The organism is Streptomyces sp. NPDC046465, from assembly GCF_040646035.1.
Taxonomy (GTDB): Bacteria; Actinomycetota; Actinomycetes; order Streptomycetales; family Streptomycetaceae; genus Streptomyces.
In genome coordinates, this window is record NZ_JBEYZK010000024.1 from 41,002 (window position 1) to 63,034 (window position 22,033).

12 protein-coding genes are annotated in these 22,033 nt (G+C 72.6%); 9 read left to right on the top strand and 3 right to left on the bottom strand.

From position 1 onward, the window contains the following. Window positions 1-9: 9 nt before the first annotated feature. The 3 genes from ABZ953_RS31325 to ABZ953_RS31335 are packed head-to-tail and all read left to right on the top strand — an operon-like array spanning window position 10 to window position 11,814. The gene (locus tag ABZ953_RS31325) at window positions 10-8,298 is read left to right on the top strand and encodes an HAD-IIIC family phosphatase (protein WP_361730899.1); all 8,289 of its coding nucleotides are present in this window, start codon (window positions 10-12) and stop codon (window positions 8,296-8,298) included. Beyond that, window positions 8,291-10,720: a thioester reductase domain-containing protein gene (locus ABZ953_RS31330; RefSeq protein WP_361730902.1), complete on the top strand. Its 2,430-nt coding sequence runs from the start codon at window positions 8,291-8,293 to the stop codon at window positions 10,718-10,720. The genes ABZ953_RS31325 and ABZ953_RS31330 overlap by 8 nt, the downstream gene beginning before the upstream one ends. Further along, a complete protein-coding gene (locus ABZ953_RS31335; RefSeq protein ID WP_361730905.1) occupies window positions 10,717-11,814 on the top strand; it encodes an alpha/beta fold hydrolase in 1,098 nt (365 codons plus the stop codon). The genes ABZ953_RS31330 and ABZ953_RS31335 overlap by 4 nt, the downstream gene beginning before the upstream one ends. Before the next feature lie 1,019 nt (window positions 11,815-12,833). On the opposite strand, the gene ABZ953_RS31340 is transcribed toward ABZ953_RS31335, so the two are convergent. The 3 genes from ABZ953_RS31340 to ABZ953_RS31350 are packed head-to-tail and all read right to left on the bottom strand — an operon-like array spanning window position 12,834 to window position 15,613. Continuing rightward, complete coding sequence (locus tag ABZ953_RS31340; RefSeq protein WP_361730908.1) at window positions 12,834-13,805, bottom strand: CU044_5270 family protein; 972 nt, start codon at window positions 13,803-13,805, stop codon at window positions 12,834-12,836. Then, window positions 13,802-14,383, bottom strand: a complete 582-nt coding sequence (locus ABZ953_RS31345; protein WP_361730911.1) for a sigma-70 family RNA polymerase sigma factor — start codon at window positions 14,381-14,383, stop codon at window positions 13,802-13,804. Before ABZ953_RS31345 ends, ABZ953_RS31340 begins: the two co-directional genes overlap by 4 nt. A 33-nt stretch (window positions 14,384-14,416) precedes the next feature. Beyond that, window positions 14,417-15,613 (bottom strand): threonine synthase, encoded by a 1,197-nt coding sequence (locus tag ABZ953_RS31350; protein WP_361730914.1) that lies wholly within the window; start codon window positions 15,611-15,613, stop codon window positions 14,417-14,419. A 289-nt stretch (window positions 15,614-15,902) separates the two neighbouring features. Here ABZ953_RS31350 and ABZ953_RS31355 point away from each other — a divergent pair, with 289 nt between their 5' ends. The 6 genes from ABZ953_RS31355 (at window position 15,903) to ABZ953_RS31380 (ending at window position 21,943) form a co-directional block, all read left to right on the top strand. Further along, a complete protein-coding gene (locus ABZ953_RS31355) occupies window positions 15,903-17,477 on the top strand; it encodes a S8 family peptidase (RefSeq protein ID WP_361730917.1) in 1,575 nt (524 codons plus the stop codon). Between the two features lie 229 nt (window positions 17,478-17,706). After that, on the top strand, window positions 17,707-18,900 hold the full coding sequence (locus ABZ953_RS31360) for a DUF4190 domain-containing protein (RefSeq protein ID WP_361730920.1): 1,194 nt from the start codon (window positions 17,707-17,709) through the stop codon (window positions 18,898-18,900). A 104-nt stretch (window positions 18,901-19,004) separates the two neighbouring features. Next, window positions 19,005-20,222 carry an alpha/beta hydrolase gene (locus ABZ953_RS31365; protein ID WP_361730923.1) on the top strand — a complete coding sequence of 406 codons (1,218 nt, stop codon included), beginning with the start codon at window positions 19,005-19,007 and terminating at the stop codon, window positions 20,220-20,222. A gap of 112 nt (window positions 20,223-20,334) precedes the next feature. Beyond that, window positions 20,335-21,090 carry a GntR family transcriptional regulator gene (locus tag ABZ953_RS31370; protein WP_361730925.1) on the top strand — a complete coding sequence of 252 codons (756 nt, stop codon included), beginning with the start codon at window positions 20,335-20,337 and terminating at the stop codon, window positions 21,088-21,090. Between the two features lie 175 nt (window positions 21,091-21,265). Beyond that, window positions 21,266-21,451, top strand: coding sequence for an SPOR domain-containing protein (locus ABZ953_RS31375; RefSeq protein WP_361730928.1), 186 nt, complete (start codon window positions 21,266-21,268; stop codon window positions 21,449-21,451). A gap of 69 nt (window positions 21,452-21,520) precedes the next feature. Then, complete coding sequence (locus ABZ953_RS31380; RefSeq protein ID WP_361730931.1) at window positions 21,521-21,943, top strand: (deoxy)nucleoside triphosphate pyrophosphohydrolase; 423 nt, start codon at window positions 21,521-21,523, stop codon at window positions 21,941-21,943. The last annotated feature ends 90 nt before the right edge of the window (window positions 21,944-22,033 follow it).

Genomic DNA, 22,033 nt, shown 5'->3' on the forward strand with positions numbered 1-22,033 from the left:
AGTGAGTTCATGCCCACCGAAGACGAGCTGCTCAAGTACCTCAAGGCGGTTTCGGAGGAACTGCACGCCACGCGCGGGCGGTTGCAGTCGCTCGAAGGCCGCCGCAACGAACCCGTGGCGATCGTCGGCATGAGCTGCCGCCTGCCCGGCGGGGTGTCGTCGCCGGACCACCTGTGGGACGTCGTCGTCGGGGGAGAGGACGCGATCGGCGCGTTCCCGGCCGACCGCGGCTGGGACGTCGACGCGCTCTACGACCCCGAACCGGGAAACCCCGGCAAGACCTACACCCGCTCCGGCGGTTTCCTGCACGATGCCGCGGACTTCGACCCGGCGTTCTTCGGGATCGCCCCGCGCGAGGCGCACGTGATGGACCCGCAGCAGCGACTGATGCTGGAGGCGTCCTGGCAGGCCCTGGAGAGCGCGGGCATCAACCCGCAGACCCTCAAGGAGTCCCGCACCGGCGTCTTCACCGGCTCCTTCCACCACGACTACGACCCCACGGGCGGCAGCGTCGGCAGCCTCGTCTCCGGACGCGTCTCGTACGCGCTCGGACTGCAGGGCCCCGCCGTCACGGTCGACACGGCCTGCTCGTCGTCCCTGGTCGCGCTGCACCAGGCGGTGCAGTCGCTGCGCGAGGGCGAGTGCACCCTGGCGCTGGCCGGTGGCGTGACCGTGCTGTCCACCCCTGGCGTCTTCATCGAGTTCTCCCGTCAGCGGGGCCTCGCCGCCGACGGCCGCTGCAAGTCGTACGCCACGGCCGCGGACGGCACCGGCTGGGGCGAGGGCGTGGCCATGCTGGCCCTGGAACGCCTCTCCGACGCCGAGAAGAACGGCCACCGGATCCTCGCGGTCGTCCGCGGCACGGCGGTCAACCAGGACGGCGCGTCCAACGGCCAGACGGCACCCAACGGCCCCGCCCAGCAGCGGGTGATCCAGGACGCCCTGACCGGCGCCCGGCTGACGTCGGCCGACGTCGACATCGTCGAGGGGCACGGCACGGGCACGACCCTCGGCGACCCGATCGAGGCGCAGGCGCTCCTCGCCACGTACGGGCAGGGGCGCGGCGAGGAACAGCCTCTGTGGCTCGGCTCGTTGAAGTCGAACATCGGCCACACCCAGGCGGCGGCCGGTGTCGCGGGCATCATCAAGATGGTGCAGGCGATGCGGCACGGCATCATGCCGCGCACCCTGCACGTGGACGAGCCCTCGCACCACGTCGACTGGACCGAGGGCAACGTCAGACTCCTGACGGAGAACCGTCCGTGGCCCGAGCTCGACCGCCCCCGTCGGGCCGGAGTCTCGTCCTTCGGCTACAGCGGGACGAACGCGCACGTGATCCTGGAAGCGGCACCGACCGAGGCGCAGGTCCCGGCCGAGGCGACCGAGCCGGTACGTGACGGGCGCGACGGGGTCGTTCCCTGGGTGCTTTCGGCGCGCAGTGAGGCGGCACTCGCGGAGCAGGCGGGGCGGTTGCTGGCGCGGGTCGGGGAGGGCGTCGACCTTGACCCCCGCGACGTCGGGTTCACGCTGGCTTCCGGGCGTGCGGTGCTGGAGCACCGGGCGGTCGTTCTCGGCGCCAATGTCTCCGAACTGGCGTCTGTCCTGGGCGAGTTGGCGGCCGGGCGGGCGGCGACGGGTGTCGTTTCGGGGCGCGCGGCGCCCTCCGCGGGTGCCGTGTTCGTGTTCCCGGGCCAGGGCTCGCAGTGGGTCGGGATGGCGCGTGAACTTCTGTCCTTCTCACCGGTGTTCGCGTCCCGGATGGGCGAGTGTGCGGCGGCTCTCGATGCGTACGTCGATGGCTGGTCGCTCCTGGATGTGGTGCGCGACGGTGACGAGGAGACGCTGCGCCGCGTCGATGTGGTGCAGCCGGTCCTGTTCGCGGTGATGGTGTCCCTGGCGGAGCTGTGGCGGTCGCTGGGCGTGAAGCCTGCGGCCGTGGTCGGTCACTCTCAGGGTGAGATCGCGGCCGCGTGCGTGGCCGGTGCGCTGTCCCTGGATGACGCCGCACGGGTGGTGGCGCTGCGCAGCCGCGCGATCCTGAAGCTGTCCGGGCGCGGCGGAATGGTGTCCGTCCTCGCGCCCGAGGCGCGGGTGACCGGGCGGCTGACGGATGGGCTGCAGGTCGCCGTCGTCAACGGGCCCGAGCAGGTCGTCGTCTCCGGTGCGCCCGACGAGCTCGACGCGTTCCTGGCCGGGTGCGAGGCCGATGGCATTCAGGCGCGGCGCGTCGCGGTGGATTACGCCTCGCACTCGCCGCAGGTCGAGGACCTCAAGGCCGAGCTGCTCGACGTACTGGCCGAGATCAAGCCGCGCACGAGTCACGTGCCGCTGTATTCAACGGTGTCCGGCGACCTGATCGACACCACCGCCATGGACGCGGAGTACTGGTTCACCAACCTGCGCCAGACCGTCCGCTTCGACGCCGCCCTGCACCAGCTCCTGGAGGCCGGGCACCGCGTCTTCGTCGAGTCCAGCCCGCACCCCGTCCTGCTCGGCGCCGTGACGCAGTACGCCGATCACCTCCGTACGACAGGTGTGAGCGCCGTCGGCACGCTCCGCCGCGACGAGGGCGAAGAGGCCCAGCTCCTGCGCGGCCTCGCCGAGGTGTTCGTCGCCGGTGTCGACGTCGACTGGTCGCCGTGGACGGCGGGCGGGCGGCTCGTGGAGCTGCCGACGTACGCCTTCCAGCGCCGCAGGTACTGGCAGCCGCCCGCCGCCATGTCCGCCGACGTCGGATCCGCGGGCCTGGACGCGGTGCGGCATCCGCTGCTCGGCGCGGCCGTGCGTCTCGCGGGCGGCGACGACGTCGTGCTGACCGGGCGGATGTCCCGCGCCACCCACCCGTGGCTGGCGGACCACGCCGTCTTCGGCACGGTCCTGCTCCCCGGTACCGCCTTCGTGGAGATGGCGCTCCGCGCGGCCGACGAGGTCGGCTGCGACGTGCTGCGGGAGCTGACCCTGCATGCGCCGCTGGTCCTGCCCGAGCAGGGCGAGATCGACCTTCAGGTGCAGGTCGGAGCCGTGGCCGGGGCGGGCCGTCCGCTCGACATCTACTCCCGGCCGCGTACGCACGACGGCACGGCGGAGTGGACCCGGCACGCGAGCGCCGTACTCGCCTCCGACGCCGCCCCCGCAGCGGTCGAAGGGCCGTTGGCCGCCGCCGCGTGGCCGCCCGCCGGTGCGGAGCGCCTGGACGCCGCCGCGCACTACGACACGATGGCCGACGCGGGTCTGGAGTACGGACCGGCGTTCCAGGGCCTGTCCGACGTGTGGCGGCTCGGCGACGAGATCCTCGCCAAGGTCGCCCTGCCGGGGCGGCAGGCGGAGGAGGCGCAGCGCTTCGGCGTGCACCCCGCTCTCCTGGACGCCGCGCTGCAGGCCGCCGCGGTGGACGGCCTCGACGGCCGCACGCCGCTGCCCTTCTCCTTCGGGACGGTCACCCTGCACGGCCGTGGCGCGACCGAGGCGCGCGTGCGGATCACCCCCACCGGGGGAGACACCTTCACGGTCGAGGCGGCCGATCCGTCCGGTGCGCCGATCGCCCGGATCGACTCGCTCCTCGTACGTCCGGTGACGGCGGGCGACCTCGTCACCCCGGGCAGCAGCACGGACGCGCTGCTGTCCGTCGAGTGGTCGCCGTACGTGGCGGGCCGGGACGCCGACGCGTTGGACCAGACGGTTCAGACGGTTGGGACGGTTGGGACGGTCCTGAAGGCTCCCGACCCCACCGGCCGTTCCGGTGACGAGGCCGCGCGGGCGCGGACCGTACTGACCGAGACCCTGCGCGGTGTGCGGGAGTGGCTGGCTCAGGACAGGCCCGCCTCGGCGCGCCTTGTCGTGCTGACCCGCCGCGCCGTGCTCACCGGCACCGAGGAGCCCGGCACCGACGTCAACCTCGCCCACGCACCCGTATGGGGACTGGCCAGGGCCGCCCGCGCGGAGAACCCCGGCCGCGTCGTCCTCGTGGACGTCGACGGTGACGCACCCGGCCTCGAAGAAGAAGACCTGATGCAGGAGGCGCTGCGCACGGGGCAGCCCGAACTGGCCATCCGAAGCGGCAAGTTGTACGCCCCCGCGCTGCGCCGCAAGGAGGCCGGACGACCGGCGTCCGACGACGTGTCCGCCGCCTTCGGCACCGGCACCGTACTGATCACCGGCGGGACGAGCGGACTCGGCGCCCACGTGGCCCGGCACGCCGCCGGACTCGGCGCCCGGCACCTGCTCCTGCTGTCCCGGCGCGGCCTCACGACCGACGGCGCGAAGGCGCTGCGCGACGAACTCACCGCCGCCGGGGCGCGGGTCACCGTGCGCGCCTGCGACGTGGCCGACCGGGAACAGCTCCGGCGGGTGCTGCGCGACGACGTGCCGGACGCGTATCCGCTGACGGCCGTCGTGCACGCCGCCGGGGTGCTCCGCGACGCCGTCGTCGAGTCCATCGCCGCCGACGACCTGGACGCCGTCCTGCGGCCGAAGACCGACGCGGCCTGGCATCTGCACGAACTGACCGCGGGGACCGAGCTGTCCGCCTTCGTGGTCTTCTCCTCGCTCGCGGGCGTGCTCGGCGGGGCGGGGCAGGGCAGTTACGCCGCGGCCAACGCCTTCCTCGACGCGCTGATGCAGCAGCGCCGCCGCGCGGGCCTGCCCGGCCTCTCGCTGGCCTGGGGCCTGTGGGCGGAGGCCACCGGCATGACCGGGCACCTCGGCGAGGACGACCTGGCGCGGATCAACCGCGGCGGGATCGCCGCCCTCGGCACCGATCAGGGGCTCGGGCTCCTGGACGCCGCGCTCGCCGTCACCGGAACCGGAACCCGAACCGGGCCCGCGACCGACGACGCGCTGCTTCTCGCGGCCGCCCTGGACGAACCCGTCCTGCGCGCCACCGAGCCGGGGCTGCTGCCCCCGCTCCTGGCCGGTCTTTTCCCGCCGCGCGCCCGCGTCTCCGTGGCCCGCGCGGGACAGCATGACGGCGGCCCGGGCGGGCGCATGGCGCTCGACTCGCGGGACGCGGTCATGGACCGGCTCCGGTACCGGTTCGCCGGGACCATGGGCTTCGACACCGCGGAGATCGACACCGTCGCGCCGCTCGTCGGCCAGGGCCTCGACTCCGTGATGGCCATGCAGATCCGCAGCCTGATCGAGTCGGACTTCGGCCAGTCCCTGCCCATCGCGTCCCTGTTCAACGGCGCCAGCGTCGAGTCCATCGCGGACCAGCTCATCGAGGGCGCGGGCGCGGGCCGGACCGTCGAGGAGGGCGCGGGTCCTGCCGCGGACGACGGCACCGAGGAGGTCGCGGACGTCGTACGGCACCCCGCCACCCGCGACGTCGTACGCCTGCTCCGCGCCGAGCAGCACGGAACGCCCGCCGTCACGCACCACATCGGCCTCGCCGTACGGCTCGCGGCGCCGACGACCGCGGACCGGCTGACCGAGGTGATCGGCTCGCTCGCCGCCCGGCACGCCGCGCTGCGCACCGCGATCGTCGCGGACGCGGACGGCGGGCAGCAGCTGGAGGTGCGGCGGACCCTCGACGGCGACCTGGTGCGCTGGTCCGAGGTGGCCGGGGGCACCGACGTGGACGAGCGGCTGCGCGCGCTGATGGAGCCGCCGTTCGACCTGGCCGTCGCCCCGCTGTGGCGGTTCGAGCTGCTCGCGTACCCGTCCGGCGAGCAGGTCCTCGTGTTCGGCGCGCACCACGCCGTGTCCGACCTGGCCTCGCTGATGCTGGTGGCGCACGGGCTCGGCGCCGGACTCGGCGCCACCGAGCCGCCCGCCGCCGATGCCGTCGTCACCAACCGCGACATCGACCTGCTCCTGCGGGCCCAGGCCACGCGCCCGGCGGACGAGCAGAGCCGGGCGGATGCGCAGAGCCCGTCCACCTCCTCCGACTGGCGCGCGGACTTCGTGGGGGCCCGGCGCCTCGACCTTGAACTGGCCGCACCGCGGCCCGCCGAGCGGTCGTTCCGGTCCGCCATGCACCTGGCGGAGCTGTCGCCCGAGCTGCACGAGAAGGTGGCGGCCCGTGCGAACCGCCTCGGCATCACGCCCGCCGCCTTCTGGCTCGGCGTCCTGACCGTGCACCTCGCCCGGCTGCGCGAGCGGAACAGGTTCGTCCTCGCGGTCCCCGTCGACACCCGCATGCACGTGTCCGCCCTCGACGCGGTCGGCTACTTCGGACTGCCCATCCCGTACGCCGCCCAGGTCGAGCCGGGCGAGGGCACGGCGGACGTACTGCGGCGCACCGACAGGCGGCTCAGCCGGGTCCTGGAGCGCGGCGTCACGTTCTTCGACGCGATGTCCGCCCTCGTCGAGGAGGGCCTGTACCGCAAGGACGCGCCCCTCGTCGAGGTCTACTTCAACTACATGCCGCCGCAGGCCGGTGCGGCGGAGGGCCTGGAGATCGTCCCCGCGGGCACCGGCTACTCCGACCTCGACCTGATGGTCACGGTGATGCCGGGCCTCGGGAAGTTCGGCCTGGAGTACAACGCCGACGTCCTGGACGAGGAGAGCTGCGCGGATCTCGCGCGCGGCTGCCTCGCGCTCGCCGCGGAGATCGCCGACGGCCCCGACACCCTCGCCGCACTACCGGAAGGACCCGTCACCGTGGCCCCCGAGCCCGCAACGGCCACCGCCACAGACTCCCAACCCCAACCCCAACCCCAACCCCAACCCACGGCCCAGATCGCCGTCGCCGCCACCTTCGCCCTCGGCAACCTCCCGGCCATGCTGTCGGTCGCCCTTGAGGACACCGGCGCCGACGGCGGCCCCTTCGACGTGGTCGAAGCCCCGTACCACCAGGTGCTCGCCGCCCTGCACGACCCGGGCAGCGTCCTCGCCCAGTCGTCGACCGCGGCCAACCTCGTCCTGCTGCGCCCCGGCGACCTGACGCGGTTCGCCGACGCCGACGTGGAGGGCGACCTGCTCGCGCAGCTCGCCGTCGAGTACCCGGACGCCCTGCGCGCCCTCGCCGACCGCACCCGCACCCCGCTCGTCGTGGCGTTCCTGCCGGAACACTCCGGCGACGCCCGGCTGCGCGCGTGGGAACGGCAGGTCACCGAGCGCATCGCCGACCGGCCGGGCATCGCCGTACTCCCCTCCGACGGGTGGAACGACGACGCGTATCCGGTGGAGGACGTGTTCGACGCGCACACCGACGCGGTGGCCCACCTGCCGTTCCAGGACGAGTTCCAGGCGGTGGTGGCACTGCGCCTCGCCGACCTGGTCTGGAAGCTGGGCCGCCCGGCGCCCAAGGTGATCGTCGTCGACGGCGACGAGACGCTGTGGAGCGGCATCGCCGGTGAGGTCGGCCCCGAGAACGTCGACTGGACCGGGCCCCGCGCCCTGCTCGCCCGGCGGCTGCTGCAGTGGCGGGAGGCCGGCGTGCTGCTCGCCCTGGTCTCCAACAACGACGAGGAGACGGTGCACCGCATCCTCGACCGCCCGGACAGCCCGCTGCACCGCGAGCACTTCGCCGCGATCTCCGCGGAGTGGGAGCCCAAGTGGCGGCGGATCGCGCGCATCGCCGACGAGCTGCGGCTCGGCCTCGACAGCTTCCTCTTCCTGGACGACAACCCGGTGGAGATCGCCGGGGTGCGCGCCCAGTTGCCCGAGGTGCTCTGCGTGACCTGCCCGGCCGCCGCCGAACTCGGCGACTTCGTGGGCCGGTTGTGGCCGATGGTGCCGCGGGCCGCGACGGCCGAGGACTCCGCGAGGGCCGACTTCTACCAGCAGGAGCAGGTCCGCGACGAGGCCCGCGCCCAGCTGGGTTTCGCGGACTTCCTGGAGAACCTGCAGCTCGAACTCGACATCGAGCCCGTGTCCGAGGCGACGGCCGAGCGCACCGTCCAACTGAGCAGGCGCACCAACCAGTTCAACCTGCGGCCCCGCCCCCTGGACGCCGCCGAACTGGCGCGGCTGCAGAAGGACGGCGAGGTGTGGACGGCGACCGCCCGCGACCGGTTCGGCGCCTACGGGCAGATCGGCGTCCTGGCCGTCACCGCGGACGACGAGGCGCTCGAAGTCGTCGCCTGGATGATGAGCTGCCGCGTGCTCGGCCGCGGCGTGGAGGACCGGCTGCTGCAGTGGCTGGCCGACCGGGCCGAGGACCACGGGTGCGCCGCGGTGCGCCTCGTCGCAGACAACACGCCCCGCAACATTCCCGCACGACGCCTGGTCTCCCGCCTGGGCGGCGGCGACGTCGAGGCACCGCGCCTCGAGGTCGCGGTGCCGGTGGCACAACTCCGTGCGTTCCGTTCCTGGGACCTCGGATCCGAAAACGCAGCGGAGGTCAGCAATGCCTGAGGCGGGTAGCGGAACCAGCCGCAACCGCAGTGTCAACCGTCGTCCCGAGGAGGAGGTGATCGAGCGGCGCGGTCCCGGCCGTGCCCAGGCGTCCGACCTGCTCGCACGCTTCCGGAACACGGCGGTTCCCGCGGACCGGCAGAAGGCCCCGGCGGCCCCGCAGACTCCTGTCGCAGAGCCGGAGGCCGCCGCGCGCGGTGTCGCGGAGGTCGCCGCGGACATCGCCGCGCGGGCCGCCCGCTTCCTGCAAGGCGGCACGCCCGACGCCGAGACCGACCTGTTCGACGCCGGTCTGTCGTCGGTCGACGCGGTCGAGCTGGTCGCGGTCATGGCCCGGGAACTGGACGTACGGGTGAGCCTGGACGACGTCTTCGCGGACGCGCGGCCCCGCCGCCTCGCGCAGCGCTGGGCCGCGGCGGCGGGGCTGCCGGCCACGGTGGCCGAGTCGGCTCCGGCCGCGCGGCCCCCGAAGGCCCCGGAGGCCGCCCCCGCGAACACCTCACCCTCCATCGCCCCGGTGGTCGTCCGCGCATCGGACGACGACGGCACGCACGAGGACCTGGAGATGATCCTGGCCGACCTCGCACTCGCCGACCGGCTGCCGTTCAGCCGCCAGGCCGAGCCGCGCGCGCCGCGCCGCATCCTGCTCACCGGCGCCACCGGCTACCTCGGCAGCCACCTCCTGCTCGACCTGCTCCGGCAGGGGGACGCCGAGGTGGTCTGCGTGGTGCGCGCGGCAGACGACGCGGCGGCCGAGCGGCGCCTCGCCGACGCCCTGGCCAGTTTCGACCAGCCCTGGTCCGCCGAGGTACGGCGCCGGGTCACGGTGCTCGCCGCCGACCTCAGGCAGCCGCGCCTCGGCCTGTCGGAGGAGACCTGGGCGGGCCTCGCCCAGGACATCGACTCGATCGTCAACGTCGCCGCCGCCGTCGACTTCCTGCGCGGCTACCCTTCGCTGCGCCAGACCAACGTGCTCGGCCCGCTCGTCCTCGCCGAGCTGGCGATGACGGGGCGGCCCAAGCCCGTGCACCACGTGTCGTCGGTCGCCGTCTTCAACGAGGTCGGCATCGAGAAGATGGGCGAGGACGACCCGGTCGCCCACATCGACCGGCTCTTCGCGGGATACGACAAGTCGAAGTGGGCCGCCGAGGCGGTGCTGCGACGGGCCCGCGAGCACGGCCTGACGGTGACCTTCCTGCGCCCCGGCGCCATCGGCGGCCACACCCGTACCGGCGTCTACAACCCGCGCGACCTCAGCACGGGGCTGATCGGCGCGATCTCCCGGTACCGGACCGTGCCCGCCTTCAAGTTCATGAACCTGGCACCGGTGGACTGGATCAGCAAGGTGGCGGCCGCGGTGGTGTTCGATCCCAAGGCGTGGGGCCAGAACTACAACTTGACCGGCCGCGCGGAGACGCTGCCGGAACTGGTCAAGGACATGAAGCTGGCCGGTATGAACGTCCGCATCGCCAACTGGCGGGACTGGCGCGACGACCTGCTCCAGCGGCACGCGGCCGAGCCGGTCCCCGAGCTCGACTTCCTGATACGTATCCTGCGCAGCCCCACCGCGATGAAGCTGTTCGAGGCGCTGATGTTCGGCCCCGAGGCGGGCTCGGAGCGCACCGAGATGTTCGTCGCGAGGCACCGGCTGCCGATGGCCGAACGGTACGGTTCCCAGGCCCAGTTGAAGGCCTTCGAGCGGATGGCGAAGGACGGCGTCGCACGGCTGCCCAGCCGCGAGGACCCGCCCTACCTGTCGTTCCGCGAGCGGACGAAGGGGCATGTGGGCCCGGTCGGCGAGGACCGCGACACCAAGTGCCGGATGGCCCTCACCCTCTCCATCGCGAGCATGTACCAGGTCGTACGGCACCGGAAGATCGACGTACGCGGCGAGGTGACCTGCGAACGGCTGCACCCGGAGCCGCTGACGGTGGAGGCGGGCGAGATCTGGGTCCGCCCCGACGAAGGCGTCCCGCTCCAGCACGGCAGCGACCACCCGCTCCTGCGCTACCGCATGGTCCTGGCGGACCGGGACGGCGGCCGCTGGTGGCTGGAGGGCTGGAAGACGGCCCGCGCCAGCCGCGACTTCTGGAAGCAGACCCGGACCATCGAGGTCACCATCGGGCGCGAAGGCGAAGCCGCGAGCCTGGCCGGTGTGGTCAAGGTGCCCGGCAAGAGCTACGTCCCGGACCAGATCGACGGGATCCGGGTCGACCCGCGCCTCACGTCGCAGGAGCAGCGGCTCGCCAAGCTGGCCTGGCTCTCGTGGTTCTTCGTGCAGGTGGGCATGGGGCTCGCGGAGCCGTCGCTGCGTGTCGCCGCCGAACTCCTCGACCTGCGCAAGGACGCGATCGACCGGGACAAGGACAAGGTGCAACGCAAGATCAGGAAACTCATGATCAAGAGGGAGCAGACCCGATGACGCTCAGGCCCCTTCACCACGCACTCGGGGACCGGGTCGAGGAGATCCCCTTCACGGCCTCCGACGGCACGGAACTCGGCCTGTGCCGGGTCGCCCCGGCCGACGGCTCCACGGACCGCCCGCCCGTACTGATCCTGCACGGACTGACCGCCTCGGCGGACATGTTCATGCTCCCGGAGACCCGCAACCTGGTCGACGTCCTGCTCGACGCGGGCTACGAACCGTGGCTCCTCGACTGGCGGGGCAGCTGCCGACTGCCCTACAACGAGGGCCGGGTGCGCTACACCTTCGACGACGTGGCGCTCTACGACATCCCCGAGGCGGTGTCGCTGATCAAGGAACGTACCGAGGGGCGCGATCTGCTCGTCGTCGCGCACTGCATCGGGGCGATGTGCCTGTCGCTGAGCATGGCGGCGGGCCTGGTGCCCGGCCTCGCGGGCGTCGTCGCGCAAGGCGTCTTCCTCACGCCGAAGATGTCCTGGAAGACGCGGGCGCGCCTGCACTTCGGCGGCGAACTCCTGCGGTCCCGCTTCGTGAACATCCCCACCGACTTCAAGAAGGTGGGCCTCTGGTCGAAGCACTCGCTGATCTTCGCGGAGGTCTCGCTCGGCGCGGAGTGCAAGGACCCCAACTGCCAGATCCTGCACAACGACTCGTGGGGCGTCGGAGGCTCGCTCTTCGAGCACGACAACCTCGACGACGTCACCCACGACCGCCTGGCTGACCTGTACGGCACGGTGCCGATGTGGATCCTGCCGCATCTGCGCAGCATTGAGCTGGCCCACACGATGATGCGGTACAACGACGCCGACGGCCGTTACGACGCCCTCCCGAAGAACGCGCTCGACAACGCGGGCAAGTTCGAGGCGCCGCTGCTGCTCTTGTCCGGCAGCGACAACCGCTTCTGGTACGACTCCAACGAGCTGTGCCACGACGTGCTTTCGCGCCGGTATCCGGAGATGGACGTGCGCTACGTGGAGGTGCCGGGGTATGGCCACCTCGACGCGTTCATCGGCCGCAACGCGGCGTTGGATGTGTTCGGGCACATCGTGGATTTCCTGGACGAGTGCCGGGCCGTTCCGGCGGAGGTCTGACGGGGACGTTGGCGGGGCGGCGTCTTTGATGGTTCCCGGGGCCGCCCGGCTTTTTGCGGAGTGTGGCGGTTCCGGGCCGCCAGTAAAGGGCGCTCCGCTGCGCTCCGCGTCGGCTGCGCCGATTCCGCTCCGCTCCACCCTTGACTGCCGTCCCTCCACCGCACGTGAACTTTGACCCGGACGGCCAGGGGTGGGGACTTCGGGGACCTCTGCTCGGGCCATCACCTTTCACTGCCGGGTGCGGACCGGCTCAACGTGAGCGCGGGCTACGGTCTGAGCGCGGTCCCGGGCCACGCCGCTCGGGCCATCCCCGCCCGCTGCCGGGTGCGGACCGGCCCATCGTGGGTCCCCGTCACGGTCGAGACGCCGCCGGGCACGCGGCCGGGCACGCGGAATGAATGGCGGGATCGGCCGCTCCCGGACATCTACTTTGGGAAAGTTGCGAAGCAGACCGCCGCGCGCCCCCCACCGGAGGGAATGCGCCCCCCTCGCCATCGGGTGTGCGGGCCCGTGAAAGACGGCCGGGGAGGGCGCGCGGGGAGTGATCGGGGGGCGCACGGCGAATCCATTCGCAACTTTCCCAAAGTAGATGTCCGGGGGCGGGGCCAGCCTGCTCGTCGGTGCCTCGACCCTCACGTCCAGCCACGATGGGCCGGTCCGCACCCGGCAGCGGGCGGGGATGGCCCGAGCGGCGTAGCCGGGCGGCTGGCCGAGCCCCGAGCGTGGCGCCCACTCACGATGGGCCGGTCCGCACCCGGTGGTGAAAGGTGATGACCCATCCCCACAGTCCCCGTCGGCCCCACCCCTGGGCGTCCGGGTCAAAGTTCACGTGCGGTGGAGGGGCGGCAGTCAAGGGTGGAGCGGAGCGGAATCGGCGCAGCCGACGTGGAGCGCAGCGGAGCGCCCTTTACTGGCGGCCCGGAACCGCCACACTCCGCAAAAAGCCGGGCGGCCCCGGTCACCGTCAAAGACACCGCCCCACCACGGCGTACCCGGCCCTCCGACCCTCCGGCCACGCCCTAGCCGACGCGATCCGCCGGACCCACCTCCAGCCACGTGTAGCGGTCCACGGGAGCATCCCGGTCCAGGAGCTTGTGTGTCGTCTCCAGGAGCAACCCCGTACGCGGGTCGACGACGTAGCGGTCCTTCGTCCGGTGCGTCACCGGCTTGGCCGACCCCACCCGGTACCACGACTTCCGCGTGACCTCGACGGCGACTCCCGCCCGCCCCTTGCTGTCCCGCACGTCCCCGACCAACCGCACGCCCGGGGCATCGGCGAGGATCCGGAAGAGAGCACCCCGCAGCTGCGGACTCGCGGGGGAGTCCTCCAGCAGGATCGCGACCTGCTCGAACCGGCTCTCCGGGTCAGCGGGGAAGAGCGCCGCGAGCGCCTTCTCGTCGGTCGGCAGCTGGCCGAGCGCGGGCCACGTCAGCCACTTCTCACCCACCGGCCACTTCTTGACCTTGCCTTTCTCGCCGGCAGGCGGCTCGTGGACCGTGCCGTCCGGGTCGACCGACCACACGCGGCCCTCGTGGTCGAAGAAGGTCGTGTCCGTACGCTTCCCGTCGTCCTGGTTGACGGTCTCGACGCGCACCTTCCAGTACTGCGGGTCGGTGGCCGCGGGGGCGTCCGACGCCACCGCCGCCATGTCGTCGAGGAACTGGCTCGCCGAGGCCGTCGCTGCCGGTCGGCCCCCCACGTCGAGGACGGGGTACGCCACGGCTCCCGCGGCGATCGCCGCCACGGCGGCAGCGGCGACAAGCACCCTGCGACGCCGCGCGAGGGGGAGGGGGCGGAGACGGGGACGCGCCGGGGAGGGAGGTGCCTCGCCCCGTGCGGCGCGGGCCACCGCCGCCTGCGCGGCGGCCACGATGCCGGAGGACGGCGGAGGCACGTCTCCCGCCGCGATCAGCTCGGCGGCACCGGGGAAGTCGAGCAGGTCGGTGGGCACGGTGGGCACGGTGTGCGCGGTGTGGGTGTGTTCGGTCATGCCGGGTCTCCTGTCAGCTTGAGGGGAACGTCGGCGCGCAGCCGCCGCCGGGCGCGGTGCAGCCGCGAGCGAGCCGTGCCCGCCGGGATGCCGACCACGGCCGCCGCCTCACCGGGCGTCAGCTGCTCCCAGGCGACGAGCAGAAGCAACTCACGCTCCTCGGGTGGGAGTTCGGCCAGCAGGGCGCGGAGTCGTGGGGCCACGGACGCCGCGTCGAGCCGTGCGTCCACCGCCTCCCACGGATCGTCGCGGCCCTCACCCGGTGGGCCGGGCCGCTGCCGGTCGGTCCGCCGCCAGTGCGCGGACAGGACGTTCCTGGCCACGCCGAACAGCCAGGCCCGCGCGAGTCCGCGGCCCGCGTCGAAGCCGCGCCGCGCGGTGTAGGCCTGCAGCCAGGCCTCGGACAGCAGGTCGTCCGCGGCCTGGGGTGCGCGCCGGGCGAAGTAGCCGTGCAGGGCCGCCGAGTGGCGTCGTACCAGCGGCTCGAAGGCCGAGGCGTCGCGCGCGGCCCGGATGAGCAGTTCCTCGTCGGTGGCCGCGCCGTCCGTACCGGGGCCGTCCCGTTCGACCGATGTCACGGGCCCTCCTTCCCCGACCGCCGTTCGGCGGTCTCACCCCGTACTTGGCGCGACAGGCCCCCGGCGTTCGCGGCTCCGGCCCACGTCCCCGCCCGCCGGTCCCGTCTTCGCTCCCGCCCCGCACAGCGGAACCACCGCCGTGCGGTCTCCGAGCGCGCCGTCCCGTACGGCCGCCCAGCACGCCACCCCGGTCGACTCGACGTACAGGCCACGGGCGGCCAAGTCGCGTTGTGCCGCGGCGATCTGGTCCTCGGTCACCGTGAAGAACCCGCCCCCGAGATCACGTACCGCCCGCAGGATCTGCCGCGCCCGCAGCGGCCGGGGGATCGCGATGCCCTCCGCGAACGTCGGCGCCTGCGGGGTCTCGCCGACCAGGTCGTCCGCGCCGGCCCGCCACGCGTCGGCGAGTGGGGCGACCGCCGCGGACTGCACCGCGTACAGCGCGGGGAGGCGCGCGATGAGTCCGGCCGCGTGCAACTCCCGTACGGCGAGCGCCGCGCCGAGCAGCAGGGTGCCGTTGCCGACGGGTACGACGAGGGCGTCGGGGAGCGTGCCGCCGAGGTCCTCCCAGAGCTCGTGGACGTATGTCTTGGTGCCGTGGAGGAAGTAGGGGTTGTGGACGTGGGAGGCGTAGAACGTGCCGGGTTCGTCGGCGGCGGCGCGGGCCGCGCGGGCCGTCGCCTCGCGGTCGCCGTCGACGACTTCGAGCCGTGCCCCGTGCGCGTCGATCTGCGCCAGCTTCTTGGGCGACGTACCGGCGGGGACGTACACGGTGCAGGGGAGTCCGGCCCGTGCGCAGTAGGCGGCGACGGCCGTACCCGCGTTGCCGCTGCTGTCGGCGATGACCCGGTCCGGGCCGAGGTGCCGTGCGAGGGCGGCGAGGACGACCGCCCCGCGGTCCTTGAAGGAGAGCGTGGGCATCAGGAAGTCCAGCTTGGCCGAGATGTTTCCCGCCAGCCCGACGAGGGGCGTGCGGCCTTCGCCGAGAGAGATCGCGGGGGCGGGCAGCGGCAGGCATTCCGCGTACCGCCAGAGGGAGTTCACCCGGCCGGACAGTTTGCCGAGCGGTGCGGGGGTGGGGGAGAAGTCCAGGTCGAGAGGGCCGTGACAGGCGGGGCAGGACCAGGCGAGCGAGGACGGGGCGACGCGTGTCCCGTCGGCCGGACACACGTAGTCGGGCAGGGCGGGCCGGGCGTCCGGCAGGGCGGGCGAATCCGTGGCAGGGGTCATGCGCGCAGGCTAATTGTGGCGGGTGGTCGGGGAGGGGCGCAGGAGGTGCGCGTCGGGTGGTGATGAGCCGTCAGGAACCGGGCGTGACGGCCGTGTTACGTCCTGTCCTGGCCCTTGTGGGATTTCCATGGATCCGCCAATCTTTCGTCCGGACGGAGGCAAGAGTCGGCACGTCACCTTGACATGGCCCTGCCGCCTGCCCCTGTGAGTGTGGGCTCCACGGCACCAATGCGTACCAATCCGCACCAATCCCCCACCAGCGCACCACCTATTGAGGAGGACCCCTCAGATGGCAGTGATGCGTCATAACCGCCGAAGACTGGCCGGGATCAGCGCGACAGCGGTCGCGGCCCTCGCCCTCGGCGTCGTCTCCGCCCTTCCGGCGAATGCCCGGCCGGACCGGGCGGAAGGCACGATCGAGAACGCCGGCGCCCCCGGAGTGATCAAGAACAGCTACATCGTGAGCCTCGACAAGAACGCGCCGAAAGCCCGCTCTGCCGAGGGCAAGGCCCTGGCCAAGGAGTACGGCGCCAAGATCGAGCGGACCTACGACAAGGCCCTCAACGGCTACGCGGTCGAGCTCTCCGAGGCCGAGGCGAAGAAGTTCGCGGCCGACCCGGCGGTCGACATGGTCGTCCAGAACCGGACGTTCACTGCCACCGCGACCCAGAACAATCCGCCGTCCTGGGGCCTGGACCGCATCGACCAGAAGAACCTGCCCCTCGACCAGAAGTACACCTACCCGGACTCCGCGGGCGAGGGCGTCACGGCGTACGTCATCGACACCGGCGTCCGCATCAGCCACAGCGACTTCGGCGGCCGCGCCTCCTACGGCTACGACGCCATCGACAACGACAACACCGCGCAGGACGGCCACGGCCACGGCACGCACGTCTCGGGCACCGTCGCCGGCACCCTGCACGGCGTCGCCAAGAAGGCCAAGATCGTCGGCGTCCGCGTCCTGAACAACCAGGGCTCCGGCACGACCGCGCAGGTCGTCGCGGGCATCGACTGGGTGACCAAGAACGCGGTCAAGCCCGCCGTCGCCAACATGTCGCTCGGCGGCGGCGCCGACAGTGCGCTCGACACGGCCGTACGCAACTCCATCGCGTCCGGCGTCACGTACGCAGTGGCGGCGGGCAACGAGTCGACCGACGCGTCGACCAAGTCCCCCGCGCGCGTGGCGGAGGCCATCACCGTCGGTGCCACGACCAACACCGACGCGCGGGCGAGCTACTCCAACTACGGCAGCATCCTCGACATCTTCGCGCCGGGCTCCTCGATCACCTCGACGTGGAACACCAACGACACGGCGACCAACACCATCTCCGGCACGTCGATGGCCTCCCCGCACGTCGCGGGCGCGGCCGCGATCTACCTGGGCCAGAACCCCTCGTCGACCCCGGCGCAGGTGTCCGCGGCCCTGGTCAGCGCCTCCTCGACCGGCGTCGTCGGCAGCCCGGGCTCGGGCTCGCCCAACCGCCTCCTGAACGTCACGGGCGGCACCACCAACCCGCCGGGCAAGACGTTCACCAACACCGACGACTACGCGATCAACGACAACGCCACGGCCGAGTCGCCGATCACCGTCACGGGCGTCGACGGCTCGGCCCCGGCGTCGCTCTCCGTGCCGGTCGCCATCCAGCACACCTACATCGGCGACCTTCAGGTCCAACTGATCGCCCCCGACGGCACGGCCTACACACTCAAGGCCTACGGGACCGGCGGCAGCTCGGACAACATCAACACCACCTACACCGTGAACGCCTCCTCGGAGACGGCCAACGGCATATGGAAGCTGCGGGTCAGCGACAACGCGGCCCAGGACACCGGGAAGATCGACTCCTGGGGTCTGCAGTTCTGACCTCTTTCACCCCTCTCACCCCTCTGCCCCTTGGGCATGAACACCCTCGTCCTCGCGGTACGGCTCCGGGTCAGCGACCCAGCCCGCCGCGAGGGCGAGTTCGTTGACGGCCCGGGCGAGTGCCCGAGTTGTCGAGGTTTGCCGCCTCATTACCTTTACGCCCCCGCCTCCGATTACGATGCGCCAAGCTCTCCGCACCGCCTGTCCAAAATCCAGGAGCACGTCACCCGTGGACATACCGCCGCCGCCCGGCCCGTACGCGCCCCCTCCGCAGGGGCAGGCCGGACAGGCCGGACCGGCCGGACAGACCCCGTACCAGCAGTGGCCCGGCCTCTACTCGCCGTACTCCCGGCCGCCGGTGAACGGGTTCGCGATCGCCTCCCTGGTCCTCGGGATCCTGTGCTTCCTGCCCGCCGTCGGCCTGATCCTCGGGCTCGTCGCGTTCGCGCAGATCAAGCGGAAGGGCGAGCGGGGCAAGGGGCTCGCGATCGCGGGCAGCATCCTCTCCGTGGCCGGTGTGCTGCTGCTCGTCATCGGCATCGTGACGGGTGGCGCGAGCGCGTTCATGGATGGCTTCCGGGAGGCGGCGCGCGAGTCGCGGCAGGGCGCCGGTGCCTTTCCGGTCGACAAGGGGGGCTGCTTCGACGCCCCCGACGGGAAGCTCGACTCCATGAAGTACGCCTTCGAGGTCGCGAACGTCCCCTGCTCCGGGCGTCACGACGGGGAGGTCTTCGACTCGTTCCGGGTGAACCACATCCGGTACCCGGGCGACGACGCGATGGCCGAGCTCGCCGAGGCCAGGTGCACCGACCGCCAGGACGACTACGTCATGGACAGCTGGCTGGACCCCGGCGGCGCCGAGATCTACTTCTTCATGCCCGACCGGACCACCTGGCGTCGGGGGGACCGCCACGTCACCTGCATCTTCGGCGCCGCGGAAGGCGCGCGCCCGCTGACGGGCTCCCTGCGCCGCGACGCGTCGACGCTCGACGCCCACCAGCTCGCGTACGTGACGGCGGACCGCGCCTTCGACAGGGCCTTTTCGACGGCGCCCGAGGAGGAGCTGGTCGAGAACGACCTCGAAGGGCACAAGAGGTGGGCCGCCCGCGTCGACAAGGGCCTTGCCGAGCAGGCGCGGCAGTTGCGCGCGCACGACTGGCCCGCGAGGTCGCGGGGGCACATCGACGCGCTCGTCGCCGAGATCGGCGAGGGGCGCAAGGAGTGGGCGAAGGCGGCCGGGGCCTCCGACGCCGACGGTTTCAGCGAGCACCACGCGGCGGGCCTGGGGCGGGTCGGCGACAAGAGCGCCGTGGCGGCCCGCAAGTCGCTGGGCCTGGCCACCACTTCGCCGCGTGACGCGACCCCGGAGGACGGCCCGGAGTCGGGTCTCGACGAGGATCACGGGAGCGGCGCCGCGGTCTGATCGGGCCCGGCGGTCTGATCCGGCCCGTGAGGGGGCGGGGTCCGGAGGTCACCGGAGCGATCACCTTAGAGGGCTTTTGTCCGCTTCTGTGATAGTTCTTCGGTGTGACGTCCGCCGTGCCGCCTCCCGCCGTGGCCAGGATTCTGCTCCTCTGCGCCGGACTCCTGAACGCGGCGCTCACCGTCCTCGTCGCCGCCCCGCTGCCCCGCCTCCCGCTCCTGGTGCTCGTCGCGGGCGCCATCACCTCCTGGGGCCTCGTGCTGCTGCCGCCGGGGCTGCTCGGACTCGCCGCTGCCGCGTGCGCGGGCCGACGTCATCCCTGGTGCGCGGGGCTCGCCGCGCTCGCCTCCTTCGCCGCCCTCGTGTACGGCGTCATGCCGTACGCGGCCGCCTACGGAGCTGCGGAGAGGGCGGGCCAACAGCTTGCCCTCGCCCGGTACTTCGACGGCGTCAACTACGCCAAGGTGCCCGACCGCACGCGCACCCTCACGTACGCGCGCGTGGGCGCCGTCCGCGGGGCGCATCCGGAGCGGGGGCAGAAGCTGCGCCTTGACCTCTGGGCGCTGCCCAAGCGAGCGGCGGTGCGGCGGCCCGCCGTCGTCTGGGTGCACGGCGGCGGCTGGAACAAGGGGCACCGCAGTCAGACCCCCGAGTGGAACCGGTGGTTCAACGCCCGCGGGTGGTCGGTCTTCGACGTCGACTACCGCCTCGCGCCCCGGGCCACCCAGCTCGGCCAGATCGGCGACGTGAAGTGCGCGGTCGGCTGGGTGCGGCGGCACGCGCGCGTGTACGGCATCGATCCCGGCCGCCTTCTCCTCGCGGGGAGTTCGGCCGGCGGCAACCTCGCGCTCGCCGCCGCCTATACGCAGGGCGACAGCAGGGTCCCCGCCTCGTGCCCGGTGCGCGACAGCTCGGTCGCGGGCGTGATCTCGCTCTACGGGCCCACCGACATGGGGCGCCTGATCGCCGGTACCGCGCTGCGCGGCGACCCCGTGATGCCGCGCCTGATGGGCGGTTCGGCGGCCACCGCCCCCGCCCGCTACCGCCTCGGTTCACCGGCCCGCCTGGTCCGCGGCGACGTGCCGCCGACGCTGCTGCTGCACGGGAGCGCGGACAGGGCGGTGCCGGTGGCGCAGGCGCGCGAGCTGGCCCGGCGTCTGAAGGAGGCCGGTGCCCCGGCGACGTACATCGAACTCCCGTGGGCCGACCACTGTTTCGACGTGAACTGGGGTGGCTGGGGCAGCCAGATCGCGCGGGCCGCGACGAAGCGTTTCCTCGGTTCCCTCGACCGGTCCCCATATCCGCGGAAAGGCCCTGCGTAAAGACCCGCACCGCGAGAAATCATCACTTCGGGTGAATCCTTGGCCTAGGGTTGCACCCAACAACCCACGGTTGCCAGGCTGTTGCTGTCTGTCAACCTGATGGGAGTGGCCAGTGACTTTCGGTGAGCAGCCGGCGTATCTGCGCGTCGCGGGTGATCTCCGCAAGAAGATCGTCGACGGTTCGCTGCCGCCGCACACGCGTCTCCCCTCGCAGGCCAGAATCCGCGAGGAGTACGGGGTCTCCGACACGGTGGCCCTGGAGGCGCGCAAGGTCCTGATGGCCGAGGGCCTCGTCGAGGGCCGCTCCGGATCCGGTACCTACGTGCGGGAGCACCCCGCCCCGCGCAAGGTCGCCCGCGCCGGGTACCGCGCGGCGAACGGCGGATCGACGCCCTTCCGCCAGGAGCAGGCCGCGGACGGCGCGCGCGGCACCTGGGAGTCCCGCAGCGAGCAGGTCGAGGCGAGCGTCGCGGTCGCCGAGCGGCTCGACATCCGTCCGGGCGACCGCGTCATGTGCACGAAGTACGTCTTCCGGGACGCGGGGGAGGCCATGATGCTCTCCACCTCCTGGGAGCCCCTCGCCGTCACCGGCCGCTCGCCCGTGATGCTCCCCGAGGAGGGGCCGCTCGGCGGCTGCGGGGTGGTGGAGCGGATGGCGGCCATCGACGTCGTCGTGGACAACGTGGCGGAGGACGTCGGCGCCCGCCCCGGCCTGGCCGAGGAGCTCACGGCGCTCGGCGGCGTCCCCGGCCACGTGGTCCTCGTCGTCCACCGGACGTACTACGCGTCGGGCCGCCCGGTCGAGACGGCCGACGTCGTGGTGCCCGCCGACCGCTATCGGATCGCGTACCACCTGCCCGTGAAGTAGCCCCCGCCACCCGGTGAAGCATCGTGCTGGCCGATAGCAACCCCTCCGCGTATCTCTTTGTGCAAAGCCGTATCCGCTGAGTAAAGGTCGGGCGTAGGCTCGGGCATATGCGGATTGCGGTTTCCTTACTGATCGAGGCGTGGGGCGCGCCGGGGGTGGCGAGCGGAGGGGCGCGATGAATGACGGAACAGGCCTGCTGCCCTGGTTCGTGATACGGCAGGACGGCGACGGCAACCGCTATCGCGTGGGCAGGTACGCGACGAAGGCCGAGGCGCAGCGGATCGTGGACAGCCTCGACGACCGCGGCCACCGGCAGCTCTACTCCGTCGAGAGGCTGAGCCAGAACGGCAGCGGCCGCTGAACCGTTCGTCCGCCGCCGGACAGGCACCGTCCGTCCGCCGCCGGACAAGCCTGGCCTAAGCTCCGGCACATGAACGGAAACATCGCGGCGGACGGAAACGAGCGGGTCGTGGTGGGCGCCGCCCTCTACGCCGACGGACGCCTGCTCGCCGCACGGCGCAGCGCGCCTCCCGAGCTCGCGGGCGGCTGGGAGCTGCCCGGCGGCAAGGTCGAACCCGGCGAGCGGTGCGAGGACGCGCTGGTGCGCGAGCTCCGCGAGGAACTGGGTGTCGAGGCCGAACTGACCGGCCGTGTGCCCGGCGAGTGGCCGCTGGCCAAGGGGTACGTCCTGCGGGTGTGGACGGCCCGGCTCGTCTCGGGTGAACCGCGCCCCTTGCAGGACCACGACGAACTGCGCTGGCTCGCTCCCGACGCCGTCTGGTCGGTCGACTGGCTGACCGCGGACGTGCCCGCCGTCGAGGCGGCGCTCGGCGCGCCGCACGCCGCGCATTGATTCCTCCTGCGCCGTTCGTGCCACAGTGCGCCGGGGTGCGCGGTAACCCCGCTGGATATCGGGTATGTGCCCATTAACCCCATGAAACCG

Excerpts from the sequence above, each read along its gene's own strand:
- ABZ953_RS31335 (WP_361730905.1), top strand. The coding sequence starts at position 10,717 with ATGACGCTCAGGCCCCTTCACCACGCACTCGGGGACCGGGTCGAGGAG.
- ABZ953_RS31355 (WP_361730917.1), top strand. The coding sequence starts at position 15,903 with ATGGCAGTGATGCGTCATAACCGCCGAAGACTGGCCGGGATCAGCGCG.
- ABZ953_RS31350 (WP_361730914.1), bottom strand. The coding sequence starts at position 15,613 with ATGACCCCTGCCACGGATTCGCCCGCCCTGCCGGACGCCCGGCCCGCC.
- ABZ953_RS31380 (WP_361730931.1), top strand. The coding sequence starts at position 21,521 with ATGAACGGAAACATCGCGGCGGACGGAAACGAGCGGGTCGTGGTGGGC.
- ABZ953_RS31330 (WP_361730902.1), top strand. The coding sequence starts at position 8,291 with ATGCCTGAGGCGGGTAGCGGAACCAGCCGCAACCGCAGTGTCAACCGT.
- ABZ953_RS31375 (WP_361730928.1), top strand. The coding sequence starts at position 21,266 with ATGAATGACGGAACAGGCCTGCTGCCCTGGTTCGTGATACGGCAGGAC.
- ABZ953_RS31340 (WP_361730908.1), bottom strand. The coding sequence starts at position 13,805 with ATGACCGAACACACCCACACCGCGCACACCGTGCCCACCGTGCCCACC.
- ABZ953_RS31325 (WP_361730899.1), top strand. The coding sequence starts at position 10 with ATGCCCACCGAAGACGAGCTGCTCAAGTACCTCAAGGCGGTTTCGGAG.